The 14,062-nt window shown below is 45.3% G+C and carries 14 protein-coding genes; 12 read left to right on the top strand and 2 right to left on the bottom strand.

Going from position 1 to position 14,062, the window contains the following annotated elements; genetic code table 11:
• Positions 1–65: 65 nt before the first annotated feature.
• From ftsY to glpG, 6 genes are all read left to right on the top strand, one after another.
• The gene (ftsY, locus tag FLM53_RS07300) at positions 66–1,346 is read left to right on the top strand and encodes a signal recognition particle-docking protein FtsY (protein ID WP_176680585.1); all 1,281 of its coding nucleotides are present in this window, start codon (positions 66–68) and stop codon (positions 1,344–1,346) included.
• Between the two features lie 77 nt (positions 1,347–1,423).
• The gene (gene ftsE, locus FLM53_RS07295) at positions 1,424–2,098 is read left to right on the top strand and encodes a cell division ATP-binding protein FtsE (RefSeq protein ID WP_004740528.1); all 675 of its coding nucleotides are present in this window, start codon (positions 1,424–1,426) and stop codon (positions 2,096–2,098) included.
• On the top strand, positions 2,088–3,056 hold the full coding sequence (gene ftsX / locus FLM53_RS07290) for a permease-like cell division protein FtsX (protein ID WP_176680584.1): 969 nt from the start codon (positions 2,088–2,090) through the stop codon (positions 3,054–3,056). The genes ftsE and ftsX overlap by 11 nt, the downstream gene beginning before the upstream one ends.
• A gap of 177 nt (positions 3,057–3,233) precedes the next feature.
• On the top strand, positions 3,234–4,091 hold the full coding sequence (gene rpoH / locus FLM53_RS07285; RefSeq protein ID WP_017055518.1) for an RNA polymerase sigma factor RpoH: 858 nt from the start codon (positions 3,234–3,236) through the stop codon (positions 4,089–4,091).
• A 442-nt stretch (positions 4,092–4,533) separates the two neighbouring features.
• Positions 4,534–4,854, top strand: a complete 321-nt coding sequence (gene glpE / locus FLM53_RS07280) for a thiosulfate sulfurtransferase GlpE (protein WP_076651411.1) — start codon at positions 4,534–4,536, stop codon at positions 4,852–4,854.
• A 47-nt stretch (positions 4,855–4,901) separates the two neighbouring features.
• Entirely contained in the window at positions 4,902–5,744 is an 843-nt protein-coding gene (gene glpG, locus FLM53_RS07275; RefSeq protein ID WP_176680583.1) for a rhomboid family intramembrane serine protease GlpG, read from the top strand.
• 82 nt (positions 5,745–5,826) lie between these two features.
• Here glpG and FLM53_RS07270 read toward each other — a convergent pair whose 3' ends face one another.
• Positions 5,827–6,234: a flagellar basal body-associated protein FliL gene (locus tag FLM53_RS07270; RefSeq protein ID WP_017061041.1), complete on the bottom strand. Its 408-nt coding sequence runs from the start codon at positions 6,232–6,234 to the stop codon at positions 5,827–5,829.
• A 162-nt stretch (positions 6,235–6,396) separates the two neighbouring features.
• Here FLM53_RS07270 and FLM53_RS07265 point away from each other — a divergent pair, with 162 nt between their 5' ends.
• Positions 6,397–6,936: a chorismate lyase gene (locus tag FLM53_RS07265; RefSeq protein ID WP_164913326.1), complete on the top strand. Its 540-nt coding sequence runs from the start codon at positions 6,397–6,399 to the stop codon at positions 6,934–6,936.
• Entirely contained in the window at positions 6,937–7,791 is an 855-nt protein-coding gene (ubiA, locus tag FLM53_RS07260) for a 4-hydroxybenzoate octaprenyltransferase (RefSeq protein WP_176680582.1), read from the top strand.
• A gap of 99 nt (positions 7,792–7,890) precedes the next feature.
• On the opposite strand, the gene plsB is transcribed toward ubiA, so the two are convergent.
• Positions 7,891–10,314, bottom strand: coding sequence for a glycerol-3-phosphate 1-O-acyltransferase PlsB (plsB, locus tag FLM53_RS07255; protein WP_176680581.1), 2,424 nt, complete (start codon positions 10,312–10,314; stop codon positions 7,891–7,893).
• A gap of 220 nt (positions 10,315–10,534) precedes the next feature.
• On the opposite strand from plsB, the gene FLM53_RS07250 reads away from it, so the two are divergent.
• From FLM53_RS07250 to dinF, 4 genes are all read left to right on the top strand, one after another.
• Positions 10,535–10,897 carry a diacylglycerol kinase gene (locus FLM53_RS07250; RefSeq protein WP_176680580.1) on the top strand — a complete coding sequence of 121 codons (363 nt, stop codon included), beginning with the start codon at positions 10,535–10,537 and terminating at the stop codon, positions 10,895–10,897.
• 94 nt (positions 10,898–10,991) lie between these two features.
• Positions 10,992–11,612 (top strand): transcriptional repressor LexA, encoded by a 621-nt coding sequence (lexA, locus tag FLM53_RS07245; RefSeq protein ID WP_019820514.1) that lies wholly within the window; start codon positions 10,992–10,994, stop codon positions 11,610–11,612.
• A gap of 97 nt (positions 11,613–11,709) precedes the next feature.
• The gene (locus FLM53_RS07240) at positions 11,710–12,588 is read left to right on the top strand and encodes a class I SAM-dependent methyltransferase (protein WP_176680579.1); all 879 of its coding nucleotides are present in this window, start codon (positions 11,710–11,712) and stop codon (positions 12,586–12,588) included.
• A 117-nt stretch (positions 12,589–12,705) separates the two neighbouring features.
• Positions 12,706–14,061 (top strand): MATE family efflux transporter DinF, encoded by a 1,356-nt coding sequence (dinF, locus tag FLM53_RS07235; protein ID WP_176680578.1) that lies wholly within the window; start codon positions 12,706–12,708, stop codon positions 14,059–14,061.
• The last annotated feature ends 1 nt before the right edge of the window (position 14,062 follow it).

The raw sequence follows: 14,062 nt of genomic DNA, 5'->3' as shown, positions 1-14,062 counted from the left end.
AATAGCAAAGAGTCGACGTGCATTAAGTCAATACAGTTAATTAGTAGATCTAGGAAACTCCTCGGATGACGGAAAAAAAGAAGCGCGGATTATTATCGTGGCTTGGTTTTGGTGAAGAAGAACAAAGCCCAAAGACTCAGAATGAAGCGAACGTAGAAAACGTTGAAGATCAAACTGAAGTTGAATCACAAGTCGAGGCTGAACAGGCCGCGTCTGAAGCTGAAGTAATTAAATCAACTGAAGCTGAGTCAGTTGAATCTGAGCTTGCTGAATCAGAGCAAGCGCTTGAAGAGGCTCAACAAGAACAGCAACCTGTCCCAGCAGAAGCAGAAGCAGAAGCAGAAGCAGAAGCAGAAGCAGAAGCAGAACAGGAAGAAGTCGTTGCTCCTCAAGCTAAGGTTGAAGAAGTACAAGAGAAGCCAACAGAAAGCTTCTTTGCTCGCCTTAAGCGCAGCCTAAGCCGTACTAAAGCAAACATTGGTGCTGGCTTCTTTGGTTTGTTCAAAGGCAAGCAAATCGATGAAGACCTGTTTGAAGAGCTAGAAGAGCAGCTTCTGATCGCTGATGTGGGTATGAATACCACAGTGAAGATCATTGAAAACTTGACAGAAAAAGCATCTCGCAATGACCTAAAAGACGGTGAAGCACTTTATGGTCTGCTCAAAGATGAGATGGCGGACATCCTAAGCCAAGTGGAACAGCCATTAGTTGTTGATACGACTAAAACACCTTACGTTATCTTAATGGTTGGCGTGAACGGTGTGGGTAAGACAACCACTATCGGTAAGCTGGCGAAACAATTCCAAAATGAAGGCAAGAAAGTGATGCTAGCGGCGGGTGATACCTTCCGTGCAGCAGCTGTTGAACAACTTCAGGTTTGGGGTCAGCGTAACGATGTACCTGTTATCGCTCAGCACACAGGTGCGGACAGTGCGTCAGTTATCTACGATGCAATTGAAGCGGCGAAAGCACGTGGCGTTGACGTAGTGATTGCCGATACTGCCGGTCGTTTGCAGAACAAGAGCAACCTAATGGAAGAGTTACGTAAGATTGTTCGCGTAATGAAGAAGATTGATGACTCTGCACCACACGAAATCATGCTAACGCTTGATGCTGGTACTGGTCAGAACGCTATCAGCCAAGCAAAACTATTCAGTGAAGTTGCACCGGTAACGGGTATTACGCTAACTAAACTTGATGGTACGGCGAAAGGTGGTGTGATTTTCTCAATTGCAGACCAGTTCCAGATTCCAATTCGTTACATTGGTGTTGGTGAAGGCATTGACGACTTGCGTCCATTTGAGTCAAAAGACTTTATTGAAGCGCTATTTAGCCGCGAAGAGTAACGCGAGTAGCAAAGTGGTTTATCCTTAACCTGCTACCGTTTTAAATTTGATATTAGTGATCGTAAGAGGAATTTTCGGTGATCAAATTTCAGCAAGTGAGTAAAGCCTACCGAGGCGGACGCCAAGCGCTCCAAAAAGTGGACTTTCACCTCAAACGTGGAGAGATGGCATTTTTAGGCGGGCACTCCGGTGCTGGTAAAAGTACCTTGCTGAAGTTGATCTGCGCGATAGAGCGTCCAACCGATGGACGCGTCTGGTTCAACGATCACGACATCACACGTATCCCAGCCAAAGACATCCCGTTTTTACGCCGTAATATTGGGATTGTTTTTCAAGACCATCGCCTGCTGATGGATCGTTCGATCTTCGATAACGTTGCTCTGCCTATGCGTATTGAATCTATTTCTGAAAATGAAATAAAGCGCCGAGTGAGTGCTGCGTTGGATAAAACTGGCTTACTCGACAAAGCTCGTTGTTTACCAAGTCAGCTTTCTGGTGGTGAACAGCAACGCGTGGGTATTGCTCGCGCCGTGGTAAACCGTCCAACTCTACTTTTAGCGGATGAGCCAACGGGTAACCTAGACCCTGAACTATCTAACCGTGTGCTGCGACTGTTTGAAGAGTTTAACCGTGCCGGTGTGACGATCATCCTAGCGACGCACGATATCGGGTTAGTGAACACTCGCCCTCAATATCGTCATCTTGAATTAAACCAAGGCTTTTTGAGTGAGGTTGAAGATTATGGCCGCTAATAAGCGCATCAAGAAACCTCAATCTAATCGAGCAGCAAGCCGCGCTTCAAGTGATGGCTTCTTTGTTGTGCATTGGAAACAAGCTAAGTCATCGTTCTCGCAGATGTGGCAGCGCCCGCTAGGTAATTTGCTGACCCTTGCGGTGATCTCAATGGCGTTGGCGATGCCTGCGTGTTTGTACCTATTGGGCAAAAACGTGGGTGAAGTGGCGCAAGATGTCACAAGCCCGTCACAAATTAGTGCTTATGTAGAGGATGGCATTCCTGAGCCTAGAGTAATGGTGCTCAAGGATGAAATTGAAAGTTGGGAGCAAGTTGAGCTGGTGGAATACATTTCACCGCAGCAAGGACTTGCCGATCTCAGCCAGTATTCTGGTTTCGAAGATGCCCTAACTATCCTAGATGACTATTCACTGCCTGGTGTGCTGGTGATTACGCCAAGCGTACACAGAGATACTCAAATTAAAGAACTCGCTGGTACTGTTAAAAAACAAGAATTAGTGACCGACGTTCGCCTAGATGAAGACTGGTTAGCCAGGTTAGACGCTATCAAAGCGCTAGCAGCCGTCATCGTGATTACCTTAACGGTATTAATGCTAGGCGCAGTATTTTTAATTATCGGCAATACATTACGATTTAATGTATTGGCGCATAAAGAAGAGATTCAAACCATGAAGCTGATTGGTGCGACCGACAGCTACATACTTCGCCCATACCTTTATGCTGGGATGTGGTTTGGTGTTTTAGGTTCGATTAGCGCTTGGGTAATGACGGCATTGATTACCGTATTACTGAACAGTGCAGTGGATGACTTGGCTCAGCTGTATGACAGCCACTTCCGCTTAATTGGCCTGAGCTGGGATGAATCTTTACTGCTTTTGATCGTCGGAACCCTGCTTGGTAGTGTGGCTGCGAAGCTTTCTGCACAGCGTCACCTAAAAGAAATTGAACCAGTTTAGGTGAATAGAGTCATATTTAGACGAAAAATAGGCACTTCTTAACCAGTTTTTGCCTTGTATAGACGAATTGATTATGCATAATTACTTCCCCCTCCTTGAAACCTGTTCATTTTAGGTTCAAGATTGTCGGGTTTTAATAGATGTATTACTCCAGATCAGAGATTGATGAGGAACCGAATGGCAAACCAAGCGTATCAAATGGCTTTAGTCACACAAGATAGTTTAGATAGCTATATCCGCTCAGCGAACAGCTACCCAATGCTGACGCCTGAAGAGGAACGTGGACTTGCAGAGCGATTACATTACAAAGGTGAGATCGACGCTGCGAAAGGCTTGATCCTTTCTCACTTACGATTCGTGGTGCACGTTGCAAGAGGCTACTCTGGCTACGGGCTGCCAATGGCTGATCTCGTCCAAGAAGGTAACATCGGCTTGATGAAGGCTGTTAAGCGCTTCAACCCAGAAGTTGGTGTTCGATTGGTTTCTTTCGCAGTTCACTGGATCAAAGCTGAAATCCATGAATACGTGCTGCGTAACTGGCGCATTGTTAAAATTGCGACAACTAAGGCACAGCGTAAACTGTTCTTTAACCTTCGTAAGTCTAAAAAGCGTTTAGGTTGGTTTAACAACGGCGAAGTTGAGACGGTTGCTCGTGAGCTAGGTGTTGAGCCTTCAGAAGTTCGTGAAATGGAATCTCGCTTAGCGGCACAAGACGCGACGTTTGAAGCGCCTATGGACGACGACGACGGCGGTTCTGCTTACACTGCTCCAGTTTACTACCTAGAAGACAAAGCATCAGACGTTGCTGAAACGGTTGAAGCGGCTAACTGGGAGTCACACACCAACAATCGCCTAGGGCTAGCACTAGCAAGCTTAGACGAGCGTAGCCAACACATTGTTCGCTCACGTTGGTTAGATGACAACAAAGCAACGCTACAAGACTTAGCGGATACCTACAGCATTTCTGCAGAGCGTGTTCGCCAATTAGAAAAGAATGCGATGAAGAAACTGAAACAAGCTGTTGGTGATTTCTAATAGCATTTAGTTTCTAATCATATTTGGTATCTAAATAGTAGCTAGCAAATAACTGAATTTTGAAAAGGCCGAGATCGAGAGATCTCGGCCTTTTTGTTTTGGATCGATTTCTCAAGTTTTGCGATCGGAATTTGCAAAATGATTTTGTGGATAACTCTGTGAGAAGTTTATTCGTCAGCTGTCTAAAAGCAGGGTGTAGTAAGGCTTTGAACGGGTTTTTCGAGTGGGGATATGTTTTAGTTAACCCACAGTTAGATCAGGATCATTACTACATGTTGTGGATCTATTTTCCAAAAGGCACTTTATTCACGCAATTCACAGATTTATCCACAAATGGTGTAAAAGTGATCGCTGGTGGATAACCTTATTAAGTGGATGTGATTGTTAGCCTTGGGATAGGTTACAATGGCAGCAAAGTAAATCAGTATAAAAAGAGAAAGTCATGGACCAGTTTAAACATATCGACGTTAAAGGCGCTCAAGCCCTCATTGAACAAGGTGATGCTCGACTTGTCGATATACGTGACCCGCAGTCTTTTGCGGTTGCGCACTCAAAAACAGCCTACCACCTTACCAACGATACTATGGTGTCGTTCATGGATGAGGTTGAGTTCGAACAACCTATCTTGGTGATGTGTTACCACGGTATTAGCAGCCAAGGTGCTGCACAATATTTAGTGAACCAAGGCTTTGAAGAGGTATATAGTGTAGATGGCGGTTTCGAAGCTTGGCACCGTGCTGAACTTCCCGTGATTGCTGGTTAATTACCTTTACGCTCAAGCATCTCTCATAGCATGAATAGGAAGTAACAATGATTAGATTGATGGTGTTAGACAACCCACGTCTTGCTCAAGCATTTATTGATTATATGGCGTCTCGTCAGATCCCTATTCAGATGTCTCCTGAGGGGGAGGGGCGTGTTGCGCTTTGGCTTATTGATAGCCAATTTCAGCTTGAAACCGAAGCTGAGCTCAATCGCTTCTTGTCGGAACCCAATCATAAGCGCTATCAAGCGGCGTCTTGGGACATGGCAGAGACCAGAAAGAGCAACTTTCATTACCACACACCTAGCTTCATGGGCATGATAAAAGCCAAAGCTGGCCCTGTGACACTCAGCATCATGCTGGTGTGTGTGGTGATTTTTGCTCTGCAACAGATAGGTTTCGGGCAGGCGATTTTTAATGCCTTACATTTCCCTGCGGTTGATGGACAGCAGTGGCAATTGTGGCGCTGGCTCAGTCACGCGGTTTTGCATTTCTCGGTTATGCACATCGCATTCAACATCTTGTGGTGGTGGCAACTGGGCGGAGATATTGAGAAAAAGTTAGGCGGCCTTAAGTTACTGCAGATCTTTGCTGTCTCTTCTGCGCTTTCTGGCGCAGGTCAATATTGGGTTGAAGGTGCGAACTTCGGTGGCTTATCTGGGGTTGTGTATGCCTTGGTTGGTTACCTATGGGTAGTTGGCGCCAAAGCACCGCAACTTGGTTTGGGCATTCCAAGACAGATTGTCGGCTTTATGTTGGTGTGGTTAGTGCTTGGGTATATGCAGCCGTTTATGGCTATCGCTAATACCGCTCACTTGGCAGGTTTAGTCGCAGGTGTGATTATCGGATTTGTAGATTCAATGAAAGCGCCGAAATCGGCAACAAGCTAGCGCGTTAGTTTCCGAGAATCGAGAGATACAAAAAAAGCGGCCAGATGAGCCGCTTTTTTTATTGGGATTCGTTGTTACAGAATTACTGATAAAGGTATTTGGTAAACAGTAAGTCAGCAATCAGGGTTTTGCCCGTCTCAGGCAGAAGAATCTTGTTGAGGTGTTCAACCAAAGTCTTTCTCAAATCTTCACGACCAGACAGAGATTTAATCGTTTCTTCGTTTTGTTTACCAAGTAATTCAATCACGGCATCGCGAATTAATGGTTGGTGGTGCTCAATGGCAGCCAGGTCATTGCTGTTCGCAACCATGATATCGAGGCGAACCTGAATGTAGCCCAGTTTTTTACCTTTAGTGTAAAAATTGGTGGTCAGGTCTGGCTCTAGCGTGAAGTAGGCTAGTTTGGGTGCTGACTCCTCTTCCGCGAAACTTGATGCTGAAAAGAGTAGGGTAATCGCAAGAATTATTTGGGCTACATAACGTTTGTGCATATTTGTGACTTTTCTTTAGTTTATTCGCGATATTCGAAACGCATTAGTCTTGTTACAATGAGCGGTCTAAATCTAAATACGTTTACAATTCGAAGAACGCTTTAATTTTGTTCGAAAGTTGAAGCTTTATTGTACGTGTAAAGTCACCTATTGAATACTAGTATGAATCAGCCAATATCGCTGTATCTTAATTCGTTAATGAATGTAGATTGGCAAAGTACAGAAACATTTGATTTTCCTAATGAAACCACCAAAGAGTGGCTTATGGAGCAAGGTTCTCTTTCTCGCAAGTTGGGCAAGAGCTGTCAACACCTGTCTGTTGAGTTGCTTCATAATCAAGTTGTAGAACGCTCAAGGCTACAACAAGACGAGGAACATCTTTTATCATCGTTTGATTGCTTACTGCGTAAAGTGATTTTAAAGGGTGATGGCGAACCGTGGGTGTTAGGTCGAACTTTGATTCCCCGAGTTACGCTAGAAGATCAGCATTCCGACCTTTCTCAACAAGGTAATGTCCCGCTTGGATTAACCGTTTTCAGTGCTGAGAACGTGGAGCGAGATGCGCTGCAAGTCGGTTGGGTTATTGCAGGCGATGAGCGATTGCTCGCACGTCGTTCTCGATTATGGATGAACCATAAACCGATGCTTGTGGCAGAACTGTTTTTACCAACATCACCCATTTACTCTAAGGAGAGTGTGTAAATGCTTGCCACCAAAGCGAAGGCGTATTGGCAATTAACGCGAATGAATCGCCCGATTGGTACCCTATTACTTCTTTGGCCTACGTTATGGTCACTGATTATCGCCGCGCAAGGCATGCCGGACTTGGATGTCTTGGTTGTTTTCGTACTCGGTGTGGTGCTGATGCGTTCAGCTGGCTGTGTGATCAATGATTTTGCCGATCGCAAAGTGGATGGACACGTTAAACGCACCAAGCAGCGTCCATTACCTTCAGGTTTGGTGTCGAGTAAGGAAGCGATAATCCTCTTTTTAGTGCTAGCTGTGGTTTCATTCTTGCTGGTACTTACTATGAACCTTTTGACGATTAAACTCTCTTTTATCGGGGTTGGCTTAGCGTTCATCTACCCTTTCATGAAGCGTTTTACGCACCTTCCACAGTTATTCCTTGGGCTGGCGTTTAGCTGGGCGATTCCAATGGCGTGGGCAGCACAAACCAATGAACTGCCAAGTGTGGTCTGGTTTATCTTTGTTATTAATGCGCTGTGGACGATTGCTTACGACACGCAATATGCGATGGTTGACCGAGATGATGACCTGAAGATTGGCATTAAGTCGACAGCGATTTTGTTTGGCCGCTTTGATAAGTTGATTGTTGGTTTCTTGCAGCTTGTAACACTGGCGATGTTGATTGCGTTGGGTATGCATTACCAATTGGGTGATACCTTTTACTGGGCATTGTTAGTGGCAGGTAGCTTGTTTGTGTATCAGCAACACCTGATGCGTCATCGTGACCGTGACTTATGTTTCCAGGCTTTCCTGAACAACAACTATGTTGGAATGGCAGTCACCTTTGGCTTGTTTATTACCTTCTGGTAAATAGCAATTAAAGCTAAAGAGAACGAAAATAAAAAGGCACCCATTAGGTGCCTTTTTTGATCGTTTCAGTCTAGCGAATAAAGCGAGCTAGCCAAGCGCTTACTCTACTTGGTGGATGCTCTCTTGAATCGTCAATCGTACTTCTGGGTAAAGCATTGAATAAAGAAGCTTAGCGAATTGCTGAGTCTTTTCTAAATCACAGTTACCGTCGTTATCTAAGTACTGTTGCTGTTTAAGCGTTGCAAACATCGATGCGAACACACCTTTGTCGAAGAACTCCGGCGCATTGATACCTTGTAGGCGACCAAGACGCTGTGCGATGTCTTGGCTCTTCTGCTCTAGGTCAGATTTATCCAGTTCAGGATTTTCTGCCAATAGGTTGAGAGCTATAGAGTAGCGCTGTAGAGTCTCTGAGATCGTACGACCTAGTAGCATTAGTGCTTGGCTGTTCGATTGGTTGATGGTGACTTCGTTGTCCGACACCATCAGCATACCTTGGCTAACAAGCTCATCAATGATGTTCGCAACCACAGTCTCAAGCTGGTCTTCGTCGTAGCTTAAGAACAACTCTTTCTTCAAGAACGGGTAGATAGCTGCAACGTTCTCTTGAATTGTGTCAATTGATAAACCGCGCTGACGAATGGTCATTTGTGCAATTAACGACGGCAGAGCAAACAAGTGAATGATGTTGTTACGGTAGTAAGTCATCAGAATCGATTGGTGACGATCAAGTGAAATGATGTCGCCCATCGAATCGGATTCAATCAGGAACTTGTTCAGTGATTCTGCGTGTTTTACCAATTCTTCTGCGCTGTCTTTTGGTACTGTGAATGTGTCTGAATAAGGCACATTCTTAAGTAGCGACAGGTAGCAGTTGATCTGAGAAACCAAAGAGTCACGAGACAATGCACGTTGGCGTGATGCAAGCAGAGCCGTTGCACACAGTGTCAGTGCGTTGGTCGCGGCCGCATCATTAATGTGCGTCATCATCTTGGTGGCTAGATCATTCACCACTGGAGCCATCCATTGGGGTTTGCTGGTACCCATTGGGTCGATATCTTTGGTCCACTCTGGTGAGTGCTCATTCAGATATTGGTTTAGCTGAATTGGCTCACCGAAGTTCACGTAGCCCTTACCAAAGTTACGCAGTTTACGGATAGTACGAATTACTAGGCTCGCGTTTTCTTTCTCTTTACGCTTGCCACGCAACTCTTTCGCGTAAGTCGCTACTTCCATTACGTGCTCGTACCCGATGTACACAGGAACGAGTGTGACTGGACGGTTCATACCACGCAGCATTGCTTGGATTGTCATCGCTAGCATGCCGGTTTTAGCTTGTAGCAAACGACCAGTACGAGAACGGCCACCTTCGCTGAAGTACTCGACCGAGTAACCTTTAGCGAACAGTTCTGCTAGGTATTCGCGGAAAATCGTCGAGTAAAGTTTGTTGCCCTTAAAGCTACGACGAATAAAGAACGCGCCACCGTGACGGAAAATAGGACCGGCAGGGAAGAAGTTCAGGTTGATACCCGCTGCGATGTGCGGAGGCACCATGCCTTCGTGGTAAAGCACGTAAGACAGCAGCAAGTAGTCCATGTGACTGCGGTGACACGGGACATAAACGATCTCGTGACCATCTTGCGCCAGTTTACGAACTGTTGAAGCGTTGCTGATGTGCAGGCCTTGATACAGCTTGTTCCATAGCCAGCCAAGAATCTTCTCACCACGCTTGATTAGCGAGTAAGAGAAGTTCGCAGCGATCTCGTCCATGATGTCTTGAGCTTCTTTACTCGCTTTCTCGATCGAGATGTTCTTCGATTTCGCTTCGTCTTCAATCGCTTTTTTGATCGCTTCTGATTTTAGTAGGCGATCGAACAGTGCTTGGCGGCTTGGCAGGTTAGGGCCTGATGCAGCCAGCTTTTGACGAGAGAAGTGGATTCGAGCCACACGCGCTAGTTTGTGTGCGATGGTGCTGTCAGTACCGTGTGAGTTAGCCATGTAACGTAGAGAAACCACTGGGCTGAAGCGCACTAGGCAGTCACGACCAGCGAGTAATACCGCTTTAGACTTCTCTAAGCCGTTCATTGCTTGTAGGTAAGGTTTCTGGTTATTCTCTTTACCAGGCTTACGTCCCCACAGCACAGTAGCTGGGATAACTTGAACATCGAGCTCTGAATCTTCAGCATGCAGTGAAAGCAGCTCAGAGAAAACTTCAATAGAAGAGCTTGGTACATAATCATCGTCTTGCAGCAGTGTTTTGCGAGAAGAGATAAAAACGTAGCGTTGCAGTGATTTGCCACTTATTTCAAGCTTGCTTAATGGATCAGGTAAGCCTAATTCCAGCGCATGCTTTTGTAGCGTCAGCAGATCGACACTTGAGCGAAACGGTAAGGCGTATACAATCGGTTTGCCTAAATCAATGTTCAAATCCTCAACTGGGTTTGAAGGGATTGATGTGCCTTTTACCAAAACGGATAAAGGTAGCTTCATTAATGAACGTGAAAAAGATTGTCCAGAAGACATATAGGTTCACTGCCTCAATAGTTATTTCAATGTGCTTAAGCGTATCTCTATTTCTATGATGAAAAGGATAAAACCTATGGGTGAAATAGGGATAGGCCTAGGCGTAAATTTAATCGATGCAAGAATACCAGAAACTGGTCTAACCTTTTAATGGAAATAGTCATATTGCCGTTAAGTTTGTGGAAAATCATTCATCGACTGATTGAGTATAGGGTTAAAAATGGCGAAAAAATCAAACACCGGATTCAAACGTATCGTGAAAGCGGCAGGCTTTTCATGGCAAGGCATCACGAGTTCGTTTAAAAACGAAGCCGCATTTCGACAAGAAGTGTTTATGGCAGCGGTGCTTATTCCGTTGGCGTTTTACCTAGACGTGAGCCAAGTAGAGCGAATCTTGATGATCTCGTCGGTTGTGTTGGTGATGGTTGTTGAATTGATTAATACCGCGATAGAAGCGGTCGTCGATCGAATTGGCAGCGAACATCATGAGTTATCTGGGATGGCGAAAGATGTCGGTTCCGCGGCCGTTTTCATCTGTTTGGTGCTCGCAGGTTATGTGTGGTTAGAGATCTTGTTTTTGTAATTCGTTAAAAATGAACTAAAAACAACCAATTGCTTTGCTTTTGTGCAGTTACTGGATATACTCACAGTCAACTGTATAAAAAGACAGGTGAATCATGAAGCCGTTAACGCCCCGCCAGCAACAAGTCTTTGACCTTATCAAAGGTAAGATCGAAGATTCCGGTATGCCACCGACACGTGCAGAAATCGCGCGTGAACTAGGCTTCCGTTCTGCTAATGCTGCAGAAGAACATTTGAAAGCTCTTGCTCGTAAAGAAGCGATTGAGATTATCCCGGGTGCGTCTCGCGGTATTCGTATTTTGCTTGAAGATGCAGCAAACGAAGAGCAAGGTTTACCATTAATCGGTCAGGTTGCCGCTGGTGAGCCTATTCTGGCTCAAGAGCATGTAGAAATGCATTACCAAGTTGACCCTGGCATGTTTAAACCACAGGCTGACTTCCTACTTCGTGTAAATGGCGAAAGTATGAAAGACATCGGTATTATGGATGGTGATTTACTGGCTGTTCATAAAACTCAAGATGTTCGCGATGGTCAGGTTGTCGTGGCGCGTGTCGACGATGATGTAACGGTAAAACGCCTAGAACGTAAAGGTTCAACGGTGCTGTTACATGCTGAAAATGAAGAGTTTTCTCCAATCCATGTCGATCTTGAATCTCAACACTTGTCTATTGAAGGCCTTGCTGTTGGTATCATTCGTAACACCGACTGGATGTAGTCATTATAAACAGCTTATTGATATTTATTCTCAATAACTTGTTATTGTAATTGATATTCATTATCATCTTCTTTGTCGAGATACAAGGAAGATGATGATGCCAAACCCAACCAAACCTCAATTAAAGCCGCTTACTCGTAAGCCGCGCGCCTCTGATCAAAGGGCTTCTTCTGATCAAGGGTCTGCTCATCAAGAATTTCAAGTTCCGACGAATCTCGTTCAACATCTTTGGTTTCGCAGCCGCGAAAGCCTTGCCGACGATGGCTTAGTTTATGACCCTATTGCAGCACAAGCCTGCAAGCGTTGCCAACTCGCACCTGAATGCCTTACCGGTGAACTCGACCAACAACAACTCCTTTACGCGACTCTGACTCAACTTTGTGATTCTCAAGTTCAACAGTTTTTATCTCATAACCCAGATGCTTGGATTATTAACGTGGGAGCAGGGCTCGATACCCGTTTCTACCGTTTAGATAATGGTCGCTGTCATTGGGTTGAGCTGGATGTAACCGAGAATCTGCTTTGGCGACAACGCTTGTTCCACAAAAATGAACGCTATCGTTTAGAGTGTGGCTCTGTTGACGACTTAACTTGGTTAGATGAACTTAATATCCCAGAGCAAGCATCGGTGATGGTGGTGTGTGAACATGCTCTGCTTGATTGTAATGAACAGCAGACCGCGCACTTTATTCAGTCTCTGAGCCGCTACTTTACTCATGCACATGCGTGTTTAGTATTAGCGGGAGACAAAAGCTCAAGCACTCTAGGCAAAAAGCTTGGTTCTGGTGACTATGCTCATGGCTTATCTTCCCCAGTTGATAGCATTCTAAATTGGTTACCATGGACGCAATGGGTAAAAGCCTTTTCTCCACTAGATCAGCAATGTAATCGTTGGAAATTATGGCAGCGATTATTGTGCAAGATCTCTCAGGTCAAAAAGCGTTTAACGCCACAATTGGTGTTGGTTAAATGGTAGTGCCAGCGATTTAGCTTGCACAGCACCAAAGCCCACTTTGCCATAAGCGAAAACTTCGTAACATAGTGAAAGCCCACTCACTAGGTTAAACTATCGCCTCTAATCGAAGAGGTGATCGTGAAGCTATTTAATCCCCAAACTATTTTCCAAACGCTATCCAATCAAGCAATGCACAAACAAGTGCTGTTGCTCGCGATCCCGATGGTACTTTCCAATATTACCGTTCCACTTCTTGGCTTAGTCGATGCCGCGGTTATCGGTCACTTAGAGCATTCTTGGTATCTCGGTGGTGTGGCATTAGGTGGCACTATGATCAGCGTGACCTTTTGGCTGCTCGGTTTTTTGCGTATGTCTACAACTGGGCTTGCAGCACAATCTTATGGCGCAGACGATGGCAAGCAGCTCGGTTTGGTGTTTGTGCAAGGTGCGACTATGGCCTTAGGGTTTGCTGGTGTCTTCTTACTTTTACATAGCTTGGTAGCGGATCTGGTTTTCTCTCTGAGTAGTGCCAGTGATCAAGTGAAACACTATGGTCAGCAGTATTTCTCAATCCGAGCATGGAGTGCACCTGCTGCGCTTACTAACTTTGTGATTTTGGGTTGGCTACTTGGAACCCAAAATGCTAAAGCGCCAATGTGGATGGTGATTATCACCAATATCACCAACATCGTTTTGGATATCGTATTTGTTATTGGTCTTGGGTGGCAGGTTGAAGGTGCCGCGTTGGCATCAGTAATGGCCGATTATGCTGGCTTAACGTTTGGCTTAATCTGCGTTTATCGAATCTGGATTAAGAGACAGCTGCCTTCGCCATGGGATCTGCTTAAGAAAACCAGTCAAGGCTTGAGTCGTTTCGTAAAGCTGAATCGCGATATATTTCTCCGTTCACTATGCCTACAAGCGACTTTCACTTTTATGACTTTCCAAGGGGCAAGCTTTGGTGATGATGTCGTGGCCGCAAATGCGGTGTTGATGAGCTTTTTGATGATTATCTCTTATGGGATGGATGGCTTCGCCTACGCGATGGAAGCCATGGTGGGTAAAGCGATTGGCGCGAAAGATAAAGACGAATTAAACCAATCATTGATTGGCACCTTTTTCTGGAGCATCAATATTTGCTTGGTGCTCACTATCGTGTTCGCAATTGCAGGGTCTAGCTTGATTAATATGATCACCACAATCCCTGACGTTAAGAGCCAAGCGGAAGTGTATTTACCGTGGTTAATCGCAATGCCGCTGGTTTCTATGTGGTGCTTCCTGCTCGACGGCATTTTTGTTGGGGCAACCAAGGGCAAAGATATGCGCAATAGCATGTTCGTGGCGACCTGCAGTTTCTTTGCTATTTTCTACTTAGCTTCAGGTTTAGAAAACCATGCACTGTGGCTAGCAATGTTGAGCTTTATGGCAATGCGTGGGATTGGTCTCGGTGTTTTATTTGTTTCTCAGTGGAAGAAGGGAGAGTTTCTCGCTTAGC

Source organism: Vibrio sp. Scap24 (assembly GCF_013394185.1).
GTDB lineage: Bacteria > Pseudomonadota > Gammaproteobacteria > Enterobacterales > Vibrionaceae > Vibrio > Vibrio pomeroyi.
Note: the sequence above shows the minus strand (reverse complement) of the source record. Positions and strands in the feature narration are given on the sequence as shown.

Excerpts from the sequence above, each read along its gene's own strand:
- ftsY (WP_176680585.1), top strand. The coding sequence starts at position 66 with ATGACGGAAAAAAAGAAGCGCGGATTATTATCGTGGCTTGGTTTTGGT.
- ftsX (WP_176680584.1), top strand. The coding sequence starts at position 2,088 with ATGGCCGCTAATAAGCGCATCAAGAAACCTCAATCTAATCGAGCAGCA.
- rpoH (WP_017055518.1), top strand. The coding sequence starts at position 3,234 with ATGGCAAACCAAGCGTATCAAATGGCTTTAGTCACACAAGATAGTTTA.
- glpE (WP_076651411.1), top strand. The coding sequence starts at position 4,534 with ATGGACCAGTTTAAACATATCGACGTTAAAGGCGCTCAAGCCCTCATT.
- glpG (WP_176680583.1), top strand. The coding sequence starts at position 4,902 with ATGATTAGATTGATGGTGTTAGACAACCCACGTCTTGCTCAAGCATTT.
- FLM53_RS07270 (WP_017061041.1), bottom strand. The coding sequence starts at position 6,234 with ATGCACAAACGTTATGTAGCCCAAATAATTCTTGCGATTACCCTACTC.
- FLM53_RS07265 (WP_164913326.1), top strand. The coding sequence starts at position 6,397 with ATGAATCAGCCAATATCGCTGTATCTTAATTCGTTAATGAATGTAGAT.
- ubiA (WP_176680582.1), top strand. The coding sequence starts at position 6,937 with ATGCTTGCCACCAAAGCGAAGGCGTATTGGCAATTAACGCGAATGAAT.
- plsB (WP_176680581.1), bottom strand. The coding sequence starts at position 10,314 with ATGTCTTCTGGACAATCTTTTTCACGTTCATTAATGAAGCTACCTTTA.
- FLM53_RS07250 (WP_176680580.1), top strand. The coding sequence starts at position 10,535 with ATGGCGAAAAAATCAAACACCGGATTCAAACGTATCGTGAAAGCGGCA.
- lexA (WP_019820514.1), top strand. The coding sequence starts at position 10,992 with ATGAAGCCGTTAACGCCCCGCCAGCAACAAGTCTTTGACCTTATCAAA.
- FLM53_RS07240 (WP_176680579.1), top strand. The coding sequence starts at position 11,710 with ATGCCAAACCCAACCAAACCTCAATTAAAGCCGCTTACTCGTAAGCCG.